General features: G+C 42.0%; 20 protein-coding genes. 14 read left to right on the forward strand and 6 right to left on the reverse strand.

Features of this window, described 5'->3' with window-relative positions; genetic code table 11:
* The first annotated feature begins 144 nt into the window (after window positions 1-144).
* From FC30_RS06645 to FC30_RS06660, 4 genes are read left to right on the forward strand one after another with little or no spacing between them, the layout of a single operon-like run.
* Entirely contained in the window at window positions 145-2,949 is a 2,805-nt protein-coding gene (locus FC30_RS06645; RefSeq protein WP_010690272.1) for a KxYKxGKxW signal peptide domain-containing protein, read from the forward strand.
* Between the two features lie 2 nt (window positions 2,950-2,951).
* Window positions 2,952-4,646 (forward strand): hypothetical protein, encoded by a 1,695-nt coding sequence (locus FC30_RS06650; protein ID WP_010690273.1) that lies wholly within the window; start codon window positions 2,952-2,954, stop codon window positions 4,644-4,646.
* Between the two features lie 9 nt (window positions 4,647-4,655).
* Complete coding sequence (locus tag FC30_RS06655) at window positions 4,656-6,884, forward strand: mucin-binding protein (protein ID WP_056938494.1); 2,229 nt, start codon at window positions 4,656-4,658, stop codon at window positions 6,882-6,884.
* Window positions 6,871-8,280: a mucin-binding protein gene (locus FC30_RS06660; RefSeq protein ID WP_235804186.1), complete on the forward strand. Its 1,410-nt coding sequence runs from the start codon at window positions 6,871-6,873 to the stop codon at window positions 8,278-8,280. The genes FC30_RS06655 and FC30_RS06660 overlap by 14 nt, the downstream gene beginning before the upstream one ends.
* Before the next feature lie 48 nt (window positions 8,281-8,328).
* Here FC30_RS06660 and FC30_RS06665 read toward each other — a convergent pair whose 3' ends face one another.
* On the reverse strand, window positions 8,329-8,706 hold the full coding sequence (locus FC30_RS06665; protein WP_010690277.1) for a VOC family protein: 378 nt from the start codon (window positions 8,704-8,706) through the stop codon (window positions 8,329-8,331).
* Between the two features lie 5 nt (window positions 8,707-8,711).
* Window positions 8,712-10,034, reverse strand: coding sequence for an MATE family efflux transporter (locus tag FC30_RS06670; RefSeq protein WP_010690278.1), 1,323 nt, complete (start codon window positions 10,032-10,034; stop codon window positions 8,712-8,714).
* Window positions 10,035-10,305: 271 nt separating this feature from the next.
* Here FC30_RS06670 and FC30_RS06675 point away from each other — a divergent pair, with 271 nt between their 5' ends.
* From FC30_RS06675 to FC30_RS09360, 6 genes are all read left to right on the forward strand, one after another.
* Window positions 10,306-11,178 (forward strand): ROK family protein, encoded by an 873-nt coding sequence (locus FC30_RS06675; RefSeq protein ID WP_010690279.1) that lies wholly within the window; start codon window positions 10,306-10,308, stop codon window positions 11,176-11,178.
* Between the two features lie 549 nt (window positions 11,179-11,727).
* Entirely contained in the window at window positions 11,728-11,859 is a 132-nt protein-coding gene (locus tag FC30_RS09550; protein ID WP_010690281.1) for an urease accessory UreD/UreH family protein, read from the forward strand.
* Window positions 11,860-11,968: 109 nt separating this feature from the next.
* A complete protein-coding gene (locus FC30_RS06680; protein ID WP_010690283.1) occupies window positions 11,969-12,211 on the forward strand; it encodes an urease accessory protein in 243 nt (80 codons plus the stop codon).
* Window positions 12,212-12,225: 14 nt separating this feature from the next.
* Window positions 12,226-12,615 carry a fluoride efflux transporter CrcB gene (gene crcB / locus FC30_RS06685; protein ID WP_225362229.1) on the forward strand — a complete coding sequence of 130 codons (390 nt, stop codon included), beginning with the start codon at window positions 12,226-12,228 and terminating at the stop codon, window positions 12,613-12,615.
* A gap of 19 nt (window positions 12,616-12,634) precedes the next feature.
* Window positions 12,635-13,030, forward strand: a complete 396-nt coding sequence (locus FC30_RS06690) for a fluoride efflux transporter FluC (protein WP_010690288.1) — start codon at window positions 12,635-12,637, stop codon at window positions 13,028-13,030.
* Window positions 13,031-13,159: 129 nt separating this feature from the next.
* Window positions 13,160-13,336 (forward strand): GntR family transcriptional regulator, encoded by a 177-nt coding sequence (locus FC30_RS09360; RefSeq protein WP_235804184.1) that lies wholly within the window; start codon window positions 13,160-13,162, stop codon window positions 13,334-13,336.
* Here the strand turns inward: FC30_RS09360 and FC30_RS06695 are convergent.
* Window positions 13,256-14,524 (reverse strand): helix-turn-helix domain-containing protein, encoded by a 1,269-nt coding sequence (locus FC30_RS06695; RefSeq protein ID WP_235804185.1) that lies wholly within the window; start codon window positions 14,522-14,524, stop codon window positions 13,256-13,258. The two genes, FC30_RS09360 and FC30_RS06695, sit on opposite strands and share 81 nt — an antisense overlap.
* Window positions 14,525-15,087: 563 nt before the next feature.
* Between FC30_RS06695 and FC30_RS06700 the strand changes: the two genes are divergently transcribed.
* Both FC30_RS06700 and bsh read left to right on the forward strand, forming a co-directional pair.
* Window positions 15,088-15,603, forward strand: coding sequence for a P-loop NTPase family protein (locus FC30_RS06700; protein WP_010690292.1), 516 nt, complete (start codon window positions 15,088-15,090; stop codon window positions 15,601-15,603).
* A 15-nt stretch (window positions 15,604-15,618) separates the two neighbouring features.
* Window positions 15,619-16,593 carry a choloylglycine hydrolase gene (gene bsh / locus FC30_RS06705; protein WP_010690294.1) on the forward strand — a complete coding sequence of 325 codons (975 nt, stop codon included), beginning with the start codon at window positions 15,619-15,621 and terminating at the stop codon, window positions 16,591-16,593.
* Window positions 16,594-16,629: 36 nt separating this feature from the next.
* Here bsh and FC30_RS06710 read toward each other — a convergent pair whose 3' ends face one another.
* Window positions 16,630-19,044: a Xaa-Pro dipeptidyl-peptidase gene (locus tag FC30_RS06710; protein WP_010690296.1), complete on the reverse strand. Its 2,415-nt coding sequence runs from the start codon at window positions 19,042-19,044 to the stop codon at window positions 16,630-16,632.
* Between the two features lie 175 nt (window positions 19,045-19,219).
* On the opposite strand from FC30_RS06710, the gene FC30_RS06715 reads away from it, so the two are divergent.
* Both FC30_RS06715 and FC30_RS06720 read left to right on the forward strand, forming a co-directional pair.
* A complete protein-coding gene (locus tag FC30_RS06715) occupies window positions 19,220-20,839 on the forward strand; it encodes a peptide ABC transporter substrate-binding protein (protein WP_010690297.1) in 1,620 nt (539 codons plus the stop codon).
* Window positions 20,840-21,019: 180 nt separating this feature from the next.
* Window positions 21,020-22,195, forward strand: coding sequence for a cation:proton antiporter (locus FC30_RS06720; protein ID WP_035446827.1), 1,176 nt, complete (start codon window positions 21,020-21,022; stop codon window positions 22,193-22,195).
* Window positions 22,196-22,244: 49 nt separating this feature from the next.
* Here FC30_RS06720 and FC30_RS06725 read toward each other — a convergent pair whose 3' ends face one another.
* Both FC30_RS06725 and FC30_RS09610 read right to left on the reverse strand, forming a co-directional pair.
* The gene (locus FC30_RS06725) at window positions 22,245-23,636 is read right to left on the reverse strand and encodes an APC family permease (protein WP_010690301.1); all 1,392 of its coding nucleotides are present in this window, start codon (window positions 23,634-23,636) and stop codon (window positions 22,245-22,247) included.
* Between the two features lie 134 nt (window positions 23,637-23,770).
* Window positions 23,771-23,938: a hypothetical protein gene (locus FC30_RS09610; protein ID WP_004050845.1), complete on the reverse strand. Its 168-nt coding sequence runs from the start codon at window positions 23,936-23,938 to the stop codon at window positions 23,771-23,773.
* Between the last annotated feature and the right edge of the window lie 9 nt (window positions 23,939-23,947).

Genomic DNA, 23,947 nt, shown 5'->3' on the forward strand with positions numbered 1-23,947 from the left:
ATAAAGCTGTTTCGAAATGGTTCGATCCAATTCATTTGGCATAAGATCAATCTTTGTATCATCATTACAATTAAATGATATCTTTTAGATATTTTATAAAAGTTCACCAAGAAACTGCGATTTTAATCCAAGGGAGTGATCAAAGTGAAAAATATACACTTAAAAAAATATACTACCGAAGAAAAGCGACGATATAAACTCTACAAACGTAAAAAAACTTGGGTCGTAGCCGGAATAACGATGTTTAGCTCGGCTATTTTAATGCAGATGCCAGCTTTGGCAGATGAAACGACGGCTTTGACTTTAGGGGATACGACCTCGGTCCATGCGACCCCTGAAGCTAAGCCACCCGAAGCTGAGTCTGAGACTTTAGGATCAGCAGAAACACCAGTCGAAAGTGCGCAAACCCAAGCACAAGCAACCACGGCTCCAGAAGCTGAAGTGACGCCGCAAACGTCAACCGATACAGCGACTGAAGCAGACTCTACGCAAACTGACACGCAAACAGATACTCCAACCGCCACACCAGCAGAACAGCCAGCAACTTCTGGTTTTCGTAAAGTAGCAGCTGAAAGTACGGTTGCCCAAGCTAATGCGACCGAGGATAGAGCGGTCCATGTAAATACGGTCACTGCAGACAATAGCGGGAATCTGTCATCCCAAACCGCCGCTGATGGTTCGACAGAGTATACATTTACAACTGATAATACCCGTTCGAGTGCGGGCAAGATCGGGATGACTTTTGAGTACACCGGGCAAAATGGTGATACTTTCAGTATGATCGTAAAACCTAATGCTGCTAAAGGTGGCGAGCTCGGGCTAGCTGCCAATTTAGATGCCACTGGTTCGCCCCAAAAGACTGCTTTAGGGGATGGAAGCTACAAATATACTTGGACGATAACCGGTGGGGCTGCCAATACCAATGTAACGGTAAAACAGACCGTTAAATCAAGTAATATTTTTACTGAAGAACTCAGAAACAGTGCTGAGGCTTACCAGCCCTATTTAAATTCGAGTTTAAACAATGATCTCTTGGTCAGTGGTGATAATTATCAGATCAGTTTCTTGATCAACGATGTCCCGGCGCCAACTAGTTCAAATATCAAGATCATCTTAGAGAAGCGTTTAAATGTTACTGGGGCTAAAGTAGAGACTAAAGCAGATGCTTATGTGACCGATGGCAAGACCAATGTGACAGTCGACACTAATTATGTCTATGAAGTCACGACCATCAATGATAGCTTGCTCGCTGGAACTGTTCCAGCCGTTCGTGGTTTGGCTACAGTTCAGGTCCCTGTCCCAGAAAACTTTATCTTAGATGCAGATGAAACGAGTAAGTATTTGATGCATACTAGTGATCCGTTTTTAAACGGTAATCTCAAGGTCAGTCAGCCTGGTGGAGCCGGAACGCCGATCATTATGACGACTACTTCCCCGATCGTATTTACAAATAACAGTGCTAAATTGTCATTTATCGGGCGTTATACGAGTACCCAAACTTCGGGCCAAAGTGAAGCACCTTCTGGTTGGGTCGACTTGGGAGATGGTAAGAAACACTACTTTGGAGCAGTAAATATCGATACTGGTGAAGCTTTGGATCCGAGTGCGATCTCACCTGAAGCACGTGGCTTTGCCCAAAAAGTCTTACCAAAAGAAGACCCGACAGTGCATGAAAATTATGGAGTCATCATTCACTATTCAAACAGTGAACAAAGTAGCAACGTAGATGTGACGCTTGTTTCTGACTATAATAGTGTCAAAACTGATACGGGTACGAGTGAAGGCAATATCGACCCAGTCAAACGTCCAGTCTTAGCCAATGGCGATAGCTCAGCACCTGTGTTATACGCAGTTGGGTTGCTGGCTAATGGTTTGACTGAGTTTACCCCGACATATCATTTTGAATTTCCAGAGGAGATCACAACGACAGGGATCACTTTGCCGCTCAACAACGTGACTGATGATCATGCTGATTTTAAGTCCTATAATCCAGCGCAAAGTGGCTATACGGTCGTAGTTACTGGTTCGGATGGAACAAAGATCACCCAACGTCTCCAAGCGGGGGAAAATTACGATCCGTTGACAGGCCAGATCGATCATTTTGGTGAATTTAGAACAGGTAAAAAATTAGCAGCGGGCGTTAGGATCGTAGCTTATGATGTAACGCCAGATGCTAAATATTATGCCAATGCTTACCAAAATTCGATCAATGGGACTACAAATCGTGAAGCTTTAAACGATATCAATTCCGGGTTGATCAATATTTTGGGCCATCTAAATTCAAAAGCTCAATTGGGGCAGACCTATAAGTCAAAGATCCAGGTCGAATCCGAGAATAAACGCTTAACGACTAATTTCCAAGTAGAAGTTTCAGAACCGTTGAAATTACCAGTTCAGGGCTATGGTGGACCGGAATCATACCTTGGAAACAAAGAGCCAACGACCTATAAACCAGGTGATACCTTTACGTTAGGGTTAGAAACACTAGGGACAGTCTCTAAATCCGGTACCGGAAAAAACTTAGATGCTGGAGGCGTTTTAACTGGTAAGGGCAATAAAACGACGACTGACCTTCCAGGACATGCTTTAGCGGTCGAATATGGAACGATCAAAGAACCAATCGTGTATTTGACGCTCCCAGATCAAACGACTTTGACGAATTTTAAAAATAGCGACCAATTTTATCAGGTAACATTCGATAAAAATCAAGTTGCCCCACAACCAAAGATCACCCAAAAACAAAATGCTGATGGTAAGACAGTGATGGTCTTGGATTGGACGGGAACTGGCTTTGAACTAAAACCAAAGATGCGGGTGCTGTTCAACTTGCAGGTTGTTTCTGATGCGGTCAATGGTTTTGATACGGGCTTATCGAAACAGGATCTCTATGTTTATAAGAAAAATGGTGGAGAGAGTGATCTATATACAGCTGATCAGCTAAAAAATTAGGTGTGTCAACAGAAGGGCTTCAAGTCTATAAAGCTAATGTCAATAACGTTAATAATACCAGTTGGATCCAACTCGGTGGCGATACGAGCAATACAGAATTAGCGCCACGCTTAAAGACCCAGATCACGTTTGATGATGGCTCAGTTGCACAAACGACCTTGGTCAATGATCCAAATGATAGGGTCTATTTTAAGATCGTTACTACCGAAGAGATCAAGCCGGCTCCATTGATCATGGGTACGGGAAATTATGCGTTGTCGGAAAAGGGGCTCAATTATCCAGCTAAAGACTACCTGACAAAAGACGGGCAGCTAAAAGGGCTCCAGACCCTACAAATGGGGATAGTCAACAACTTAGCGACCCCATTGCAAAATGTGATCTCAGTCATGAATCTCCCTCAAGCAGGGATCACTGATGGCAATATTCCAAGTGCCGTACAAGAATTTACACTCAACCTCAGTGCGGCAGGTGAACTTGCTAAGGACACGACGAATAATCATTTGCATGATGCGCATACACTTTATTATTCAACTAAAGCTGCGGTTTTAAGCACAGATGGTACGACCTTGATATTTGAAGATGGCACGACTTGGAAGAGTGGACAGCCAGTCCCAAGTGAGTTGTTGACTGCTGATCAAGTTACTGACTGGAGTACGATCAAAGCGTTAGTGATGGATATCCCAACTTTGAGTATGGGTAATAAGATCATTTATCATTTCCAAGCTTATTCACCAACTAGTGAAACGAATATGGGCAAGAAAGTCTCCTTGCGTCAAGTAGGTGGTTACACTGGTCAAAAGGCACTAGTCATCGGTACGATCACGTATGCCTATGGGGCCTATGCGACTATCAAGCATGTTGATCAAAATGGCAATTTGATCAATGGCTACCCTGATCTAGTAAGAAAAGCTACGCTAAATGAGACGACTGGTGAATATGAACTAGAAAATAATTATCTTTTAGGTGCATCAGGGCAAGCGTTGAAATTACCAACACTACCAACGATCACAGGTTATAAATTCGTTGAAAATCAATATTCAAGTACGGTCTTTAAAGCCGATGGATCAACTGTGATCACTCGGGTCTATCAAGTCGAACAGGCTCGCTTGTTTGAAGATTCGCTCAAAGGTAAATTACTTGACCAAGCCACTGGTGATCCGCAAGCAAATAACGGTAGTCAAACACCAACTGGGGTCAGTGAGATCCAATTTACAGTGACGGATGCTCAGTTGAAAAAGCCGGGCTATACCTACAAGATCACGGTTGTTGATCAAAATGGTACTTTATTGAGCAACAAGGAATATACTAGTTTAGCAGAAGCTTTGGATGTTTGGGGAGTTTTTGATGATAAGACCGATGGGCAAGTTGCAACGCAAAACTTCATCGTCAAATATACCGCTGATTTCCAAAAAGCAGTGGTGATCAGTACTAATGATCCACAAAAACAGGTCCCAGAGACTGTTGAAAAAGCTTCTACGACAGCTCCGTATTTCAATGATGGTCAGACTGCTGGCTTGATGTTCTATGATCAAACAGGAGCTCCAGTGCTTTCCGATACGTTATTTGAACGGGCTGGTTATCGTTACACGGTAGTCGCTCCAGATGGAAAGACCTATGCCAATATGGCAGAAGCCTTGGCTGCTAAATTGACATTTGATAATACTGATAACCTGGGAAATACTGATCAGGCGATCTAAGTTTATCAAGTGAACTATGTTGAAGATATCCAAGCTTTACGCATAACGATCATTGATGATACTACTAAAACAGAGCTCCGCACAAATAAGTTGTTAGGTCAAGGACTAGCTGGGGCAAAAGTCAGCGACCAAACGCTCAATGACTATCAAGCTTTGATCAAACAGTATCTCGATAAAGGTTATGAGCTCGTGGAACCAGTTGAATTGCCAACTAACTATGATAATGATCCGGCTAAAGATCAATTAGTCACTTTGCATCTCACGCATGGGACAAGAACACAAGCCGGGGCAAGTAAGGTCGTAACGGAAACGATCACTTATGTCTACGGTAATGGTCCTAAAAAAGGTCAAACAGCAGCTGAAACAGTGACTAAAGACTATACTTTCACTTCAGTTGATACCATAGATGCTGTGACCAGCGCAGTCCTTACGACTGTCTGGAGTGATGGGCAAATGACTACACCAGTCACAAGTCCAAGTATCACAGGTTATACGCCTGATATCGCTGAAGTTTCAAGTCAAGAGATCACGCATGATTCGGCGTCGTTGACGACAGTCGTGACTTACACGGCGGGCGAGCAGACAGTCAAAGTGCATTATATCGATGTTTACGGAACAGAGTCTGATCTGACTGCTGGTAAAGAGCTCACTGCGCAAATGCAAACGATCACGGGTGAAGCAGGTGCAAATTATACCAATACTTTATGGGATCATGCAGCGGCTGGCTATGAGTTATTCCAAGCGCAACCAGAGGCCAGTGCAGGGACCTTTGATGAAGATCCTGATACTGAACAAAGCTACTATGTTTACTTGACGCATAGAATGGAACAAGTTCAAGGAACTCCAGTGACAGTTGGCCAAACGATCAATTATGTTTACAAGACCGGTCCTAAAGCTGAGCAGATCGCAAGTCCAAGCCAACAAAGCTCACTCACATTTGTCCCAACGCATACGGTCGATCAAGTGACAAAACAAAATGTCGGTGAACCAGTTTGGGCACCAGCGACCGCCGAATTTAGCGCGGTCACCAGCCCAACGATCACAGGTTACACGGCAGATAAAGCGATGATCGAAGCGCTGACCGTCGATCCAAGTTCCGCAGATAGCACAGTGACGGTCTACTACGAAGCTAACGAGCAACGTTTGACCTACACGGTGATCGACGATACTACCGGTGAAGTTTTAGTTGATAAGCAGCTTTTGGCAAGTGGCGATAGTACAAGTGTTATCCCGAACGCTGTTACGGATAAATACCGCGATATCATTGAAGCGTACGAAGCTCAAGGATATGTGCTTGTAAGTTCCGAAAGTTTACCAGCTAATTTTGATGCTGACGATGCGGTCGATCAAAATGTAACGCTCCATTTAGCACATGGAACCAAACAAGTTGCTGGTAAGAGCAAGACGGTAACTCAAACTATAAATTATCTCTACGGTAATGGTCCAAAACAAGGACAAACTGCAGCTTCTCAAGTGCACAAAGACTACAGCTTTACGTCAGTTGATACAGTTGATGCGGTAACTGGTGAGACCTTGGCGACCGTTTGGAGTCCCGCCCGATTGACAGATGCTGTTGTGAGTCCAGTGATCACAGGTTATATCTTTGATAAAGCCACGATCGCTAGCCAAGAAGTGATGGCAGATTCGGTCGGGTTAGAAGAGACGGTCATTTATACGGCTGGGGAACAGCTAGTCAAGGTACACTATGTTGATGTTTATGGGAATGAGACTGATCTAACTACTGGTAAAGAACTCACAGATCATATGCAGACCTTGACTGGGGCGGCTGGTTCAACGTACACCAATGTCTTGTGGAACTACGAACAAGCCGGTTACAAGCTAGTTCAAGCCCAACCAGAAGCAAGTGCGGGGAACTTTGATGAAGATCCAGAAGCTGAACAAAACTACTATGTTCACTTGACTCATGCTACTAAACAAGTTGCCGGTCCAACTAAGACCGTAACGCAGACGGTGGAATATATCTATGGCAATGGACCTAAGCAAGGCCAACCAGTGGCAGAGACGGTGACTAAAGACTACAACTTCACTGCGGTCGATACGATCGATGTCGTGACTGGCGAAGTTATCCAAACGACTTGGAGTGCGGCCCAAATGACAGCCACCGTACCAAGTCCAAATATCACCGGTTATATTCCAAATGTAGCCGAAGTATCCGGGCAAAACATTACGCATGCTTCAGCACCACTGACAACAGTTGTGACTTATACGGGCGGGTGAGCAGCGTGTAAAAGTTCACTATGTTGATGTTTACGGGACTGAAACTGATCTAAGTGCAGGTAAGGAACTCACGGCTCAAATGCAAAACTTTGCTGGGGCAGCCGGTTCGACGTATACCAATACTTTGTGGGACTACGCGCAAGCTGGTTACAAGCTAGTTCAAGCTCAACCAGAAGCAAGTACAGGGAACTTTGATGAAGATCCTGAAGTCGAACAAAACTACTATGTTTACCTGACTCACGATACTAAGCAAGTTGCTGGTCAGACTAAGACCGTAACGCAGACAGTAGAATATATCTATGGCAATGGGCCTAAGCAAGGCCAACCAGTGACTCAGGCTGTGGTGCAAACTTACATCTTTACTGCAACTGAAACGCTTGATGCAGTGACAGGTGAAGTCTTAGCGATTGCTTGGAGCCCGGCTCAGATGACTACTGCGATCACAAGTCCACGGATCGCTGGGTACAGTGCTGATAAAGAGGCAATGGCCAGCCAAAGTATCACGCATACGACACCTGATCAAACGCTGATCGTGTCATATACCGCCGATTCACAGGTCGTTAAAGTCCATTATATTGATGTCTATGGTGATCAAGAACGTGAATTGCTAGCTCAGACTCAAACACTCACGGGAACTACTGATGAAAGCTATGACAATGTACTCTGGAATTATGCACAAGCCGGTTATGAGTTAGTAAAAGCTCAACCAGAAGCAAGTGCAGGCGTATTTGATGCTGATCGTGAAACTGACCAACACTACTACGTTTACTTGACGCATAAAATGCAACAAGTGACTGGTGTTCCAGTGATCATAACCGATACGATCAACTACATTTACGGAAATGGACCTAAGCAAGGTCAGCCTGTGAGCCCAGCAGTTGTCGTGACGAAGACCTTTGTGCCACTTTACACGGTCGATGCGGTGACAGGTGATATCATCGAAACGACTTGGAGTGGAGATGGTGTGATCGAGGCAAGTCAAGTCCCTGAGATCTCAGGCTATACTCCAGATAAGACAATGATCGCTGAACGGATCTTAACGCCAACGATGGAAAACCAAAGCCAAACCGTTTACTATATGTTGGATGAAAAACCAGCAGTCGATGAAACGCCTGAACCAGAGAGACCAACTGAGACGGTGGATAAAGAGCCAGGTATCGGGTCTGATGAAAAGCAAGAAGAACAAAATGAGCCACCAAAACAAGTAACAACAACACAAACTTCTTCAGTGGACAAAGAAAAGACTGCGCCAATTAAGGAAGGTCAAACTGTCACAGAATTGCCACAAACTGGCGATGCTGCGACTGAAAAAACGACCTTTGTGGGAGCTATGTTAGCTACTTTAGCGGGTCTATTGGGATTTGTTACAACTAAGCGCAAAAAAGAAGATAAATAATCAAAATAAAAATCGGCGTCTGATCTGAAATGATCAGCGCCGATTTTTTTAGTATTCTGAGATCTCGATCAAATTACCATCGGGATCGTTGATGTAGATCGAAGTCATCTTTCCGTTAGCCCCAGTTTTAGTGAGGGGTCCGGCAATGATATCGACAAAATAACTTTTGAGATGGTTGATATCATCGTCGAGGTCATCGCCTGTGACTAAGCATAAGTCAGCACTGCCGACTGTGGGCGTTTTGGCGATCAAAGCATCTTTACGTGTAGTGGTCTGGAGTTTCAGCAGTTGATGTCCACAGCGCAAAGTTGCTACGGTTTCTGTTTCTTCTAAGATGGGCATATCAAAAACTTCGTGGTAAAAGCGAGTTGCCCGGGCCAGATCGCTGACCGTTAAAACGATATGATCTAAACGTTTGATTTTCAAAGAGGTCACCTCTGATCAATATTTTTTAAAGCATTAGTTAAAAAGTACAGGCCTAGAGCACAGACGCACGCTTCAGTAAAGGGTACGCTGAGCCAAACACCATTTAGGCCAAAGAGTGCTGCAAAGATAAAAACAGCACTGATCAAAATAAAATAGCCCCGCAGTAATGAGAGGGTAAAGGCTGATTTAGCTTTTTCGATTGCGACCAGTGATAACATGATCACGAGATTTTGGCTAGCAAAGAAGACACTGATAAAGTACAGTGGCAAAGCATGTATTGCGATCTGCGCTAGTTGTGCGGAGTGATCGTGGTTAAAGACACTGACGATCGGTGTTTTGAAGAAAACTAAGATAAAATACAGTATACACGAAAGGCCAAGAGCAATCTGTAAGCCAAGTCTGATCGCAGTTTTGACGTTTTTAAGGTCGCGTTTGCCATATTCACGACTAGCGATCGGTTGAACACCTAGTGCGATCCCATTTGAGAGAGCTAAGACGACGATCGCAATGTTAGCGATGACACCGTAAGCTGCTACGGCTGCATTGCCACTCAGTTTGAGTAAGACCCAGTTAAAGGCAAAGATACTGACCCCTGTACTCATTTCCGTTAAAAAGGACGGTATCCCTAGGCTAGCAGCCTGTTTGAGATTTTTGAACTCAGGTAGAGCAAATTTTAATTGCAATTTACGTGCGGGATACTTCCGGTGCCATGTTAAGATCGTTAAGCTAGTCAGGGGTGAAAAGATCGTTGCGATCGCAGCCCCAATCATGTGTAGCTGGAAAACAAAGATCAAGAGCCAATCTAAAAAAACGACCACTAATGTAGCAGTCAAAGTTGCGATCATGGTCAATTGCGGGTTGCCATCATTTCTAATGAAGTTGACACAGACGTAATTGATCATGAAAAATGGGGCTCCGAGCGAAATTATCCTAAAATAGCCCAGTGCGATCCCCATGGTCTGCGAATCGGCCCCTAACAGCGTCAAAATCTGCTGCGGGAAGAGATTTAGCAAAAGCGCCAATAAACTCCCTAGCCCAAAACAAAAGATGAGTAACTGCCCAAAAAGGGTCGCGACTTTTTCAGGTTGTTTGAGCTTGTGGATCGAGTAGATCGTTGAACCACCGATCCCAAATAACAGACCAAGTGCGTTAAAGAAATTAAACATGGGTAGCGAGATGTTCAAAGCTGCTAAGCCGAGCATCCCCCCCGCGGCTGCAATGAAGACCGTATCGACTAGAACGTAAAGTGACAGTCCGGATGAAGCAAAAATATTGCGAATGATATATTGCCCGACTTCACGCCGGATCTGTGGTGTAGAATCTTGCAAAAAAATCCCTCCATAAACTGAACTTTCCTCTATCAAAATTGATCGCCTGTTAGAAAGTTCCGATATGTTATTTTTTGGCAAAACCCGGCGATTTTGCGTCCCTTATTTCGATTTCAACGTTACTGAGTTTAGCAGATTTAGATAAAAAAAGCCAGTCTGGCTAATTTTCTGTTAAACGTTTAACATATTTTGCGTTTTTCTCTTTTCATAACGCTTACTTTGCGATAAGATAGTTATAAGAAAACGATTACTATTTTGGAGGGAAAGTATAGTGAGTAAATTATATGGAGCTATTGAAGCTGGTGGGACAAAGTTTGTTTGTGCTGTAGCTGATGAAGATTTAAATATTTTAGAACGTGTTTCGATCCCAACGACTGTTCCTGAAGAAACGATGACAGATGTCTTTAAATTCTTTGAAAAACATGATGTTGTTTCGATCGGGATCGCTTCTTTTGGTCCGATCGATGTTAACCGTAAATCAGAAACTTATGGTTATATCACCAACACACCTAAGCCAGGTTGGAAAGATTACGATTTCTTAGGTGAAATGAAGAAGCGTTTTGACGTTGACTATGCTTGGACGACAGACGTTAATGGGGCTGCTTATGGCGAATTAAAACGCGGGGCAGCTAAAGGTAAGGATAGCTGTGTCTATTTGACAGTCGGAACTGGCGTTGGTGGTGGTGTTGTGATCAACGGCAAAGTTATCGAAGGCTATGGTCATCCTGAGATCGGGCATATCGTAATGCGCCGTCACCCAGAAGATCACTATGAAGGTCATTGTCCATTCCACCATGATTGCTTAGAAGGCTTGGCTGCTGGTCCAGCGATCGAAGCACGTCAAGGTGGCGTCAAAGCTTATGAGATCCCTAAAGATGACAAAGCTTGGGAGATCGTGGCTTATTACTTGGCCCAAGCCTGTGTAGATCTAACATTGACACTTTCCCCTGAAAAGATCATTTTCGGTGGTGGTGTTTCTAAACAAGAACAACTCTTCCCAATGATCAGAAAATCATTTGCTGAACAGTTGAATGACTACGTTCAAACACCGGATCTAGATGATTATATCGTACACGTTGATCTAGGTGATGATGCTGGGATCACAGGTTGCTTGCTTTTAGCTAAGGAAGCTGAAACTAAATAATGTGAGACATACGGCTAGTTCCGTATAAATAACAAGAGGCCCTGCCATGATGCGGATCTGCATCGTGGTAGGGCCTCTTTTGTGATCATAAAACACTTAAATGAGCTAGTTCTGTTGGGTCATTTAAGATCTCGACTTTAGTCATTATCTTTTGGATCTGATGTTGTTCTGAAAACAAAGCGACTCGTCTATCAACTCTAATTGCTGGGGACCAAAAGCTAATTCTTCGTGCATGCTCATATTGAAGAGTTGCACATCACTATCTTGAAAGACAAAAGAGCTTAGCGACTTGCTTAGTTTCATTCAACAAAGCAGCATCGACTTTTAAAGCTTTAAACTGGTAACTTCTACTTTTATGAAGCAAACGAATGTGGGCAACAATTGGTGGTTTTACAGAAGGTGAGTAATACTAGGTAAAGCTCACACTTGAAGATGATGCTCATGCCATTTTGATAAAGCAGATACCAAATTATGTGTATAAGTGTGATAATTTACGCCAAACGTGTCAAGAGCCCCAGATCAAACTCGGTCAGGGGCATTTTTGGAAATATGGATGAAGTCATTCCGTATAAGAATGCCTACTATCGCCAGTTTATGGAGCTTGATCTAGCTGAGAATGTTTCGTTGACCCCGACTGATGGTTTGACTAGTGGCTGGTCACCAGATGAGAAATCATTTTAGTATCGAGATGTTGGTATGCGGATACGGATTAAAGTTACGGGCAAATTAGTGTATAATGATTACTTGTTGTGTACGCCACAAGTCTATGAATTAACCGAATTGGGTTATTTTGATCGACAAAAATATCGACCAAGATTTTGTGAAGAAAGCTCGTGAAGTGATCGAGCTTCCTGGATCTGATGTTTCATTTGGGATCTCGTTACTGGAAGAAAATGGAGCGGTTTTACGGATCTTGGGATATGATGGTTATACCAATCGTCAGATCCAAAATCAATTCATCGAATTTTATCGTGAAGAATTCAAGGGCTGTGCGCCATTGAAGCTTCGGAAAAATGATCGGGCGGATAATTAATTGGAAAAGAGTGAATGATTGTGACAGGAACTTTTTGGTTAGGATTTGGTGCTGCTGGACTAGGAGCTTTTTTTGGTGGTTGTCTGCGGAGTTTATTCTCTGATTGGTTCAATCATGCTAAAGCTTATCTTCCTTATGGTACCTTGGCTGCCAACTTACTAGGCTCGCTTTTGATCGGGATCTTTGCTGCTTTAGTGGCAAAGGGTGAACTTTCACAAATGGCTAATACATTGCATGCAGGTGGCTTTTGTGGTGGTTTAACGACTTTTTCGACCTTTTCATTAGAAAATCTCAAGTACTTCAAACAAGGTAAAACAGGCCACGCTGTGCTTTATTGGTGCGGTAGTGTCGTGTTGTGCTTAGCTTGTGTCTATTTAGGCCTAGCCCTTGGAAAGCTATTTTAGATAAGGATCAGGTGGAAAAATGAAAAAATCAACAGAATTATTGCTTGTTGGCTGTGGTTGCTTCTTTGGTGGAGCCTTGCGTTATGTTTGTGAGACCTTGATCGGACCTAGTGTTTCAGAGGCTTTCGCTATTTTGGTCGTTAACGTTAGCGGTTGTTTTTTGATCGGGTTGATCTCAGCTGGATTATTTAAAAAGACGCTTTCAGCTGAATTTGGAAAACTAGCCTCAACAGGTTTTTGTAGTGGTTTAACGACCTTTTCTTCGTTTGCTGATGGGATCGTCAATTTATTTGATGCTTCGCAGGTGGCAGTAGGTTTGTTATATATTGTCCTTAACATGTTGCTAGGGTTGTTAGCTGTTTACTTAGGCCTAAAAGTAGTTTTAAAAACAAAATTTAGTGATTTTGCAAATTGATCAAAGATAACACTCATTTTTTAATGGGTGTTATTTTTTTAGGTCTACTTATAGCTTTACATAGAGTTATAAGTATTGCTATTATATGGTTAAAGTAAATACAAATTCTAGGGTGCGAGGGAATAGAACATGGAGCCAAAATATAAACACATTTTAGAGACGATAAAGACACAGATCATTGAGGAAAAGTATCCAGCAGGGAGTATGCTCCCCGACCAAAACACTTTAGCTAAAGAATTCAAAACTAGTCGGATGACAGTCAAAAAAGCTGATGTAGGCGTAGCGGGTCGCGATCGTGAGTTGTGAGACAACACCAATACTGATACAGTTGCGTTTCATATTTTTATGCGGATAGATCATCATTTTTAGATTATCCTGGATCGCTTGAAGTTTATGTGGTTCGAGGCTGAATTGTTTAGCGAGTGGGATATTTAATATCTCAGCGATCACTTTCTCTTCAAACGGTTGGGAGACTTCTTTTTTAGCTTCTAAGTTAAGACTGTTATTTGAATAGTAGTAACCTTCAAGCAACAACAACTTATTGATCGTAAAATATAAACTACTGCGCAAAGAATTAAAGTCAGTATTAAAATTATAACTATTAGTTAGGATCGTAGTTACTTGTTCTAGTAGTTGTTGGCACTTTGAGTGTTTAGATAGTGAATTTATCTCAGTGACAGGATAACTGATGATATTGTATGTATTTAAGAAAATAAAGGTCAAATAACTATAATATTCAACGAGTTCTTTATCTAAGAAGATCCAATTTTGTTTGAAGTACTTTAATAAAGCTTCGTATAAGGGTGTTTCTTTGATCTCAAAGAACAAAGGTTTAGTTTCTTCTTGGCTAAAATAACTTTGGATCAGTTCATGCTTACTGCTGAGCAAGGAGAGCCATAAGCTGATCTGGTCATTTTGAATAATGTTGAGCTGAGAACCTAATTTTTGCTGAGCATATTCTTTAAAATCATGATCAGAAATAACGACATTTTTAAGCGCAGACCCTTTAGCATGATTATTCCAATAAAAATTGAAGTAAAAATAGAAGAACTGAATGCCTGATCCACGGAGCATATTTTGTTTTAGTTCAAGCTTAAATTCACTTAAAAGTGCGTTGCATTCGCCGATCAGTTTGTTAGTTGAAGTCAGACTGATATTCAAGATCCGGGCGGTTTCTTCACGGGTCAAGTGTGAATACTTGAAGTAAAGATCTAGGAGCTGAAAGCGCAACGAAGAGGCTAAGATCTGAGCATTTAAAGCATTGACAGCTTGACCATTATAAGGCAAATTCAAAATGACTTCATGCCGAGTAACGGTGAGAAGTTGTGGGTCAAAAGCATTGATCTGCTCAGTCAACTGGCTCAATGTCGGCGAGGTGATCTTAAGCGCGGTGCAGAGCTCGGATTTGTGGGTATGATTATTATGTAAATGCAATAATAGTAGCAACGAGTAGATCTGCAGCCCTTTATGATCAAAGAGTTGTTCGTTGTGCATGATAAAGCCCCCTCTGACGAAATTTTTTTAAGTTATCATAAAAATTTTAAACAAACAAATTATATAATAATTCTGAACTTTTTACCAATTACTGTTATAGTTGCGCACAATTAACAAATACGCAAAAATGACAGGCTTTATTTATAACTTTTAGATTATTTTTTTAATAATTAAATGTGAAACGGGGATTTTTTTAAATTTGCATAATTTGGCGTTTTTTTAACCTTTATGAAAGCGTTAAAAATGATTTTGAAGAGAAACATGAGCCTTTTTTACTTGACATGTAAGAATTTTTAGTAGGAAGAAATCCATTGTTTTTAAGGAGAAACACGTTTTTTTGTAAATATGTAAAAACAAAGAATATTTGCTATCGCCTACATGGCGTAAATTATTACTTGTAAGGCATAAGAGTGACAAGCTTGGTTATATTTAGTGAGCTAGCAAGATGTTCAAATTGTTGTTTCATAGGTGCGAACATTCAATTTATATCCTCATGTCTAACATCGAGCGGTTTCGCATGATATATACCGGTTAAGGACCGTAATCTAACATGGAGGCAGCCAATGACTAAAACAAAGACGTTAACGCTAGGCATTTGTGGGCCAAAAGATGTTGGTAAAACATTGTTGATCAAGCGGGTGACCGAGATCCTTGCGCATAGGTATACCATAGCAACTTTAACTAATGGTGTTTTTACGGTAGAGAAGATAAATTATGTACCACCAACTACTTTAGAGGATATGGATCTAGTTGATGAATTGAATCTGTTGCATCTGAGTGGTAAAATAGATTTGATTTTTGTTGAGCGACCTGAGCTACAGCCGGCTAAGATCAAGACCGATGCTGTGATCTATTTACTAGATGCAAGCGCTAAGTCTCCGCGACTTCCAAACTTGCGGGGCTTGATCTTACTCAATAAGATCGACCTTGCTACATACCATCGGATCGATCTGGCTACCTTACAAGCACAAGTGGCAGCTGATCAAGATCAAGCTGAAGTTTTATTGACTGATTTAAAAGACAATCAAGGTCTGCAAAATATTGTCTGTTGGATCGAGAAAAATTTAGAGAATTTATAGAAAGAGGTCGACATTATGTGTACTGCAGTATCGTTTAAGACTAATTCACATTATTTTGGGAGAAATTTGGATCTAGAACTTTCTTATGGTGAGAAAGCAGTTATTGTTCCACGGAATTTTGTTTTTAATTTAAGAAAATTGCCTGCTTTAAGCGAGCACTATGCAATGATCGGGGTGGCTGCGGTTTTTGCTGACACCCCATTGTATTATGATGCAGTCAATGAATATGGCTTAGGAATGGCAGGGCTCAACTTTGAAGGTAATGCAGTCTTTCGTGAATTTGAACCAGAAATGGATAATGTGACACCATTTGAATTTATTCCATATATTTTGGGTCAATGCAAGACTGTAGCGGAAGCCCGTGAAATGTTAGCTAATATCAATTTGGTAAATGAAGCCTTTAGTCCTGAATTGCCATTATCGCCTTTGCATTGGATCATCTCAGATAAAAAAGAGTCGATCGTGGTCGAACCGATGGCTGATGGCTTAAAGGTTTATGATGATCCAGTGGGTGTGTTAACGAATAATCCAACTTTTGATAAGCAATTATTTACTTTGAATAACTATCGGACATTATCGCCTAAGACACCAGAAAATACTTTTTATCCTGGGGTCGAATTGGATACTTATAGCCGTGGCATGGGGACTCTAGGTTTACCAGGAGATCTAACTTCAAGTTCTCGCTTTGTCAAAGCAGTCTTTACGAAAGCTCATTCGGTCTGCCAACCAGATGAAAATTCCAGTGTTGGTCAATATTTCCACATCTTAGGTTCTGTTGAACAACAAAAGGGTTGCTGTGATGTTGGTAATGGCAAATATGAATATACGATCTATTCTGATTGCTATAACACCGACAAAGGGATCTTTTATTACAAGACATATGAAAACAGTCAGATCACAGCCTTAGACATGCACAAAGTCGATCTTGATGGTCATACCTTTACTAGCTATGACTTATTGGAGACGCAACAGATCAATTACGCTAATTAAAAATAACTCCGCCTCAAAAATGGGGCGGAGTTATTTTTAGTTATTGAAGTAAGGAAGTTCTAAGTTGCAGTCAGCTAGGTCTAAGGTATAGCTGATGTCTTCATTTCCTCGTAGCGTACCAAACATGTCGGTAGCATAGACGATCAGTCCTAAGCGCCTTCCAGCTGGTAACTGATAGTGTGTTGGCTGCAGGGTCACTTCAAGCTGATAGAATTTATCAGCTAAAAGCTCATCATTGCGCCAAAGTTCGGTGCGATTTTGTAAGTTGATATGTCCTTTACTGATGAGTTTAAAGGGCGTATCTTTGCCTAGCGTAAATTCAACGAGATCATTTTCCCGCCAATTATAGCCAGCCAAGATCCCCTTAGGCTCAAGCACAGTAGGAATATTATTCAAGCGTTTTGCCTTACCAAGATCAACGAGCATGAAGCTGAGGAGACCGTAGTCAGCCGAGCACGCCACTTTCACACTGAGCTTAGGCGCACCACTGATGAGCAATGGTTGCTCGAGGGGAGCTGTTTGGAATTTTAAGCGGGCTTGCTCAAGGGGGGAAGCCTCAGAGCTAACGAGATCATTTTTCCAAAGATCAAGATCAGCTTGATAGTCAGCAAAAGCCTTAGGTGTCAGTTGATCGTTAAAGCTCAAACTCCCTGTATCAGGGGTGTCGGCTAGTTGCCCGGCTTGTGTCAGCCAAAGTTTACTTGTAGTCGTTGCTTGCCAAGTAGGATAAGTTTTCCAAGTGTCAGGCTTAACGTTATCTTGGATCAAAACGTCAGGTAAAACAGTTGTAGCTTGATTATCGATCCCATAGAGTTTATGTGACAACCAAAGATTCGTCATATCGGTAAAATCAAGGGACTGAAAATTATTGATATAAATATGTTTCCCTTGATGTAAGATCAACTTAGTCTTGATTGGCAGCTCTTGGAGCGCTTGATAGAGATTAAAGACGTTACGCGGTTTAACATTCCAGTCATTCAAACCATGTACTAAGACAACATCGCATTTGATGTTAGCGACATTATTTAGATAATTACGCTCATCCCAAAAACGATTATAATTTCCGGTTTGACGGTCTTGCCCAGCAGTGATCGAGTCCAATTGTGTTTGCCATTTAGCCGCGATCTTTTGATATTGTGCTAGGTCTTTGCGCCGGCTAAAGCATTCTTGGGCTAAAACATCGGCGTCTTCACCAACATAGCCATCAGGTGAAACGACTAGTCCGCCATCACGGTAATAATCATACCAACTGGAGATCGCTGCTTCTGAAATGATCGTCTCTAAGCCTTCGATCCCAGTTGTGGCAGCCGCAGTGGCTAAAGTTCCAAGATAGGATTTCCCGGTCATGGCAACTTTTTTATTGCACCACCAGGCCTTGATCTCGATATTTTCACTGCGATTGGTAAAGGCCCGGCGGTTTCCCGTCAACCATTCGATGACGGCTGTGGTCGAGCTAGTTTCTGCTTGTGAGCCACAGGTACGAAAGCCTTCCGAATCACGCGTCCCGATCCCCGCAGCATAGACGACGCCAAAGCCTCGCGCTAAAAAATAGTCGTTTAGAGTGTAGCTCAATTCCCGGTCAAAAGTCTCTTCGGCCCGGGTCGAACGTCCAGCGACTTCACGCTTAGCTGGTAAGTTTGGTGTTTTGGCCTCGAATTTTATATCAGCATAGCTAGTTGTAGTTGGAGTTTTATGTGTTAATTTCTCTGTCGCTGGATGCAACATTTTTTCGCCTAAAACATCATTAGTCCCCTGATTGTAGGGGCTAGCTGTGTATAATACGGGGACTTTGAGGCCGTATTCCGTATCTTTAGGTCGAATGATCTCAACTTTTAACAGATCCAATTTGCCATCGTGATCAGTGTCAAGATCGCTTTCAACATAGACGACTTCACGGATCAGCTTATTCGTATCAAAGATCGGTTGCGCCTTGCCGTTAAAGAACAGTGGCTTTTTGATCGCAGGTAGATCATAGAATTTTGTGAAATAGCCTAAAGCTGCCAGGCGATCAAGTAGAGTCTGCCCGTGTTTAGTATGGGTGCAGAGTAGATCATATAGCGCATTGATCAGATTGGTGCGATCATCAAGCTGCTGTGCATGGTAAAGTCCGAGTTTATCCATTGAAGCAAGTGGATCATTGATGTCAAAATCCACATCAGCTTCAAAATCCAGTAATTGCAGTGCGACTAAATAAAAAGTTTTTAAGTCCACCGTTTGACTTTGCTTGAATTCAACGACATCAAGTGTTGATGTTGCCAAAAGATCGCTCAAGTACGCTTTTTTAGCCGCTGGCGTTTTTAAATGTGGCAAACAAGCAAGGATAAATTGGATCCAGATATGATTTAGATCATCGTTATGTTGTGCATCGCAGTTTAAAAAGCCGATCTGATTGAGTTCACGTGCCTTAGTTTCTGCATCGGCAGCTAGATGCGCAAATTGGTTGATCTTCATGCTAAAAGCCCCCTTGTAGAGTTGATGTGTCAATTATAGTCGTTTACTCATAGAAATACTAGTGGTGATACTCGAAAAAACATTTCCTATTTGTAAGTAAAAATTATTGCCAAATACAATTAAATAGTGCAAAATTATATTGTTAGATACTTTAGACGAGGGGGATGAATTCGAGATGAAGAAACGAAATCTCATGGCATTTGTAGGGATCTTATTAGCTGGCGGGATCTTAGCCGGTTGTAGCAACAGTAATAATAGTAAAAGTAGTTCAGATCCACAAGCCATGAAAACTGCTGTCAGTGATCAAATGGCAACTTTAAATACAGCTAAATATAGTGATATGATCAGTTTAGAAGCGATGGATAATGCTTTTGAAGGCTTATATCGCTTTGATAGCAAGGGAAAGCCTGTCTTGGCTGGTGCTCAAAGTGTTTCACATAATGATGCTCAAGACGTGTATACCTTTAAGTTGCGTAAGGATGCTAAGTGGTCAAATGGCGATCCTGTAACAGCAAAAGATTATGTTTATGCTTGGCAAAATTTGATCGCGCCTGCGACAGCTTCACCAAACTCGCAACGTTTAGATTCGATCAAAAATGCTCAAGCGATCCGCAAGGGTGAAATGCAACCTGATCAATTAGGTGTCAAAGCTTTAGATGACTACACTTTACAAGTTGAACTTGAAGCACCGATCAGCTATTTAGATGAGCTTTTGACTGGTGCACCATTCTTCCCTAAAAATGAAAAAGTTGTTACTAAATATGGTGACAAATATGGCACGACTTCCGACCAAGCTGTCTATAATGGGCCATTTGTTGTCAGTGGTTGGAAGGGAACCAATGATACTTGGAGCTATGTAAAAAACAATAATTATTGGGATAAAAAGAATGTAAAATTAAAACGTGCTGACATCCAAGTGGTCAAAGATACGTCAACTGCAGGGAAATTATTCCAAACCAATAAATTAGATTACACGATCTTAGGCAATGAATTTGCTAAACAATATGCCAATAACCCGGGTTATCATTCTAAGAAGATCCCGTTGATCGGTTATTTAGGCTTCAACACAAAACGAGATATCACCGGTAATGTGCATGCACGGAAGGCGATCGCTCAAGGCTTTGACAAGAAGTTATTGGTGAAAAACGTCTTGAATGCAGGCACACCATTAAATGGGATCGTACCAGCTGACTTTGCGTATAACTCTGAAACGGGTAAAGAATACCGCAAACAAGCCGGTGATCTATTGCCATATGACAAGAAAGTCGCTCAAAGTGAATGGGAACAAGCTAAAAAAGAGTTGGGTCAAGATGAATTGACGCTAGAAGTTTTGACTTCGGACACAAATGAAGCTAAACAAGTTGGGAATTACCTTCAAAGTCAATTGGAGCAAAATTTACCTGGCTTAAAGGTCAACTTACGCGCCATTCCACTTAAATCACGTTTGGCAGCCACGACGGCTTATAATTATGATGTGGTTTATGGAACATGGCAACCCGACTATGCTGATCCAGTCAACTTTATCAGCGATGGTGGTCAATATCACTTGAATACTGATTATCAAAATCAAGAATTCTGGAATGATCTTGATCAAGCTGCTGGTGAATACGCAAGTCAACCAGCTAAGCGGTGGGAATTGTTGATCGATGCTGAAAAGCATTTGATCAAAGATGACACCTACACTGCACCTGTTTATCAAGGTGCTATGACCTATCTCTTAAACTCGCGGGTCAAGGGCTTGAACATTTCACCATATGGGACGGTGTTATTGTACCGTGATGTTGAACTCAAATAGTGTTTAGGTAAATTTAATAATCTGAAAAAAGAGCCGATGTAATAATCATATTGGCTCTTTTTCTAATTGTTGTATAAGTATTTTAGTAGATAGAAGGTTAAATTTTAGTTATAATTAATTTTATCGAATATGATGTGACCATATCTACTAGTAGATTTAAGAGAAGAAGGGAAAATAATAATGGAACATTTAGGAATCCTATGTCTAGTGCTTTTAGCAACGGCTTTAGCTGGGCATTTTAGTCGCCGGATCGGTATGCCAGCCGTAATTGGGCAATTATTAGTTGGTATCATCTTAGGGCCAGCGGTTTTAGGCTGGGTCGTTGAAAATGATTTTGTGCATACATTTTCCGAGATCGGTGTTATCTTGTTGATGTTTATGGCCGGACTGGAAAGTGATCTGGGCTTACTCAAGAAGTATTTTAAGCCATCGATGTCAGTCGCAGTCTGTGGGATCGTGGTCCCAGTGGCATTTGTCTATGTTTTAGGACGTTTATTTGATTTTAACAATGAGCAGGCGATCTTTTTAGGGGTCACCTTTGCAGCGACCTCGGTCAGCATCTCGGTCGAAGTCCTCAAAGAATTACGGCGTCTTGATTCAAAGGAAGGGACAACGATCTTAGGGGCTGCCGTGATCGATGATATTTTAGCCGTTATCATTTTAAGCGTTTTGGTCAGCATCTTCAGTGATGTGGCTAAGAGTGGCGGGGGGCATGTTCAGTCCAACCTAGCTTTGGGGATCGCTTTACAGGTCTTGTATTTTGTAGGGATCTATGTGGTCTTCAAGTGGGTGACCCCAACTTTGATGCGGATCGGTGAAAAGATGTCAGTCTCCGCTTCGGTCATCTTGATGTCATTAGTGATCTGCTTAGGCATGGCTTACTTGGCTGAATTAGTTGGTTTAAGTGGCGTTGTTGGTTCATTTTTCGCTGGGGTCGCAGTAGCTCAAACTAGTTACAAGCGTGAAGTCGAAGAAAGTGTAGAACCGATCGGCTATGCCGTGTTTATCCCGATGTTTTTCGTAAGCATCGGCTTGCATATGACCTTTGATGGTTTCTTATCAGATCTTGTATTTATCATTCCATTGACGATCTTAGCTTTGTTGACCAAATGGATCGGTTGTGGCGCTGGTGCCAAAGCCTTGGGAATGGACTGGCATTCAGCTGATATCATTGGGGCTGGGATGGTCTCACGGGGGGAAATGGCGTTGATCATTGCTCAAGTAGGCTATAGCGCCAAACTTTTGACGAGCCAATACTATTCCGGCGTGATCATCGTGATAATTTTGACAACGATCATTGCACCATTCATGTTAAAGCAAGCTATCATGCGTCAAAAGAAAGCAGCTAAAGGATAATATAATAACAAGGGACCCACTACGATGAGCGTAGTGGGTCCCTTGTTATTTATTCATTGATCTTACTGTGTTTGATACCATAACTAAAGTAGATGACCATTCCAATCGCAAACCAGACGAAAGCAGCAGTCCAAGTTTCTAAGGAGAGTTGCGCTAACATCACGGCACATAGAATAGCTGAGATGATCGGTAAGACAGGATAAAATGGCACTTTGAAACCATCTTTATTTGGAATGTCTTTTCGTTTACGCAATGGTAAGACCCCAAGTGAGACGAACATAAAGGCTAATAAAGTCCCAATATTGACTAAGTTTGTCAATTGATTGAGGGAGAAGAAGCCACCGGTCAAAGCGATGATGAGTGTTACGATGAGCATACTTTTTTCTGGTGTTTTAGTCTTTTCATTGATCTGACCTAAGAACTTAGGTAAAAGACCGTCACGCCCGATCGAGTAGATCAAACGTGAAGAACTGTAGACCATCGTTACCATCATCGTGAACATCCCAGCTAAGGCACTGACTGAGATGATCCCTGCGACCCAATTTTGTTTAACGGCATAAAGCGCAAAGGAAACGGGATCAGCGACGTTTAACTTAGTATAAGAGATCATCCCGGTCAAGACGATCGAAACTAAGATATAAAGTAAGGTACAGATCGCTAATGTTCCAATGATCCCACGAGGCATATTTTTAGCGGGTTCCTTGACTTCAGCTGCCGAAGAAGCGACCACGTCAAAGCCAAGATAAGCAAAAAAGACTTGAGCTGCGCCAACTAGGACACCTTTAGTCCCAAATGGCATGAATGGATCCCAGTTTGCCGGTTTGACGTAAAACATTCCGACCAATAGGAATAAGATGATGATAGCGATCTTGATGATCACAAAGATCGAGTTGATCGTCATCGAAGTCCGTAAGCCACGTGAAAGTACATAGGCGATAAATAAAACGATCAAAACAGCCGGAAGATTGATAAAAGTCCCATTGGCTGGATCAAAAGGCCCCGTGATCGCTTTCGGCAAGTGGATCCCCAAGCCGGCTAATAGGGAATTGAAATAGGCGGAAAAACCAGTCGAGACCGCAGCAACAGACAGCATATACTCTAAGATCAAAGCCCAGCCTAAAAACCAACCGACGATTTCACCGAAGACGACATTACCAAATGAATAGGCACTGCCGGCGATCGGTAAAGCAGAAGAAAATTCAGCGTAACACATTGCAGCAGTTGAACAAACGAGCGCTGCGATCACAAAGGAGATCGTGATCGCTGGTCCACTGTGAAGGGCTGCAACAGTCCCAGGCAAGATGAAGATCCCCGTACCGATCACGGCTCCGATCCCCATTGAGATAAGATCTTTAGCACTAAGCGTTTTGTTAAACTTGCGGTCTTCAGACAAATAACGATCTAAACTTTCTTTCTTGAAGACGCGTTCCTTAATACTCATAGATAAGATACCTCTTTGCATAATATTAATTACTTTATAATAAGGGTTGTATTATTAAATGTCAATTAGTTTTCAATAAAAAGAGGCCACGATCAAATTGTGGCCTCAAGGTTGAATATTCTAATTAACTACGATTATAAGCGGATCTTAGCGTCTAACTTCGACAATTCAGAGAGTGCATCTTGAATCGTCACGCCCGTTGCTTCAAATTTAGGGTTATCATTTGAGCGGGCACTGAAAAGTTGGCTTTTTGTATCCAGAGAAATCGAGTAGTTTGCTTTTGAAAATTCGCCAAATTCCATAGTAATACC

The sequence above is a fragment of the Ligilactobacillus animalis KCTC 3501 = DSM 20602 genome, assembly GCF_001434535.1.
GTDB classification, from domain to species: domain Bacteria; phylum Bacillota; class Bacilli; order Lactobacillales; family Lactobacillaceae; genus Ligilactobacillus; species Ligilactobacillus animalis.

Excerpts from the sequence above, each read along its gene's own strand:
- FC30_RS09550 (WP_010690281.1), top strand. The coding sequence starts at position 11,728 with ATGGATGAAGTCATTCCGTATAAGAATGCCTACTATCGCCAGTTTATG.
- crcB (WP_225362229.1), top strand. The coding sequence starts at position 12,226 with ATGATTGTGACAGGAACTTTTTGGTTAGGATTTGGTGCTGCTGGACTA.
- FC30_RS06690 (WP_010690288.1), top strand. The coding sequence starts at position 12,635 with ATGAAAAAATCAACAGAATTATTGCTTGTTGGCTGTGGTTGCTTCTTT.
- FC30_RS09360 (WP_235804184.1), top strand. The coding sequence starts at position 13,160 with ATGGAGCCAAAATATAAACACATTTTAGAGACGATAAAGACACAGATC.
- FC30_RS06695 (WP_235804185.1), bottom strand. The coding sequence starts at position 14,524 with ATGCACAACGAACAACTCTTTGATCATAAAGGGCTGCAGATCTACTCG.
- FC30_RS06700 (WP_010690292.1), top strand. The coding sequence starts at position 15,088 with ATGACTAAAACAAAGACGTTAACGCTAGGCATTTGTGGGCCAAAAGAT.
- bsh (WP_010690294.1), top strand. The coding sequence starts at position 15,619 with ATGTGTACTGCAGTATCGTTTAAGACTAATTCACATTATTTTGGGAGA.
- FC30_RS06710 (WP_010690296.1), bottom strand. The coding sequence starts at position 19,044 with ATGAAGATCAACCAATTTGCGCATCTAGCTGCCGATGCAGAAACTAAG.
- FC30_RS06715 (WP_010690297.1), top strand. The coding sequence starts at position 19,220 with ATGAAGAAACGAAATCTCATGGCATTTGTAGGGATCTTATTAGCTGGC.
- FC30_RS06720 (WP_035446827.1), top strand. The coding sequence starts at position 21,020 with ATGGAACATTTAGGAATCCTATGTCTAGTGCTTTTAGCAACGGCTTTA.
- FC30_RS06725 (WP_010690301.1), bottom strand. The coding sequence starts at position 23,636 with ATGAGTATTAAGGAACGCGTCTTCAAGAAAGAAAGTTTAGATCGTTAT.
- FC30_RS09610 (WP_004050845.1), bottom strand. The coding sequence starts at position 23,938 with ATGGAATTTGGCGAATTTTCAAAAGCAAACTACTCGATTTCTCTGGAT.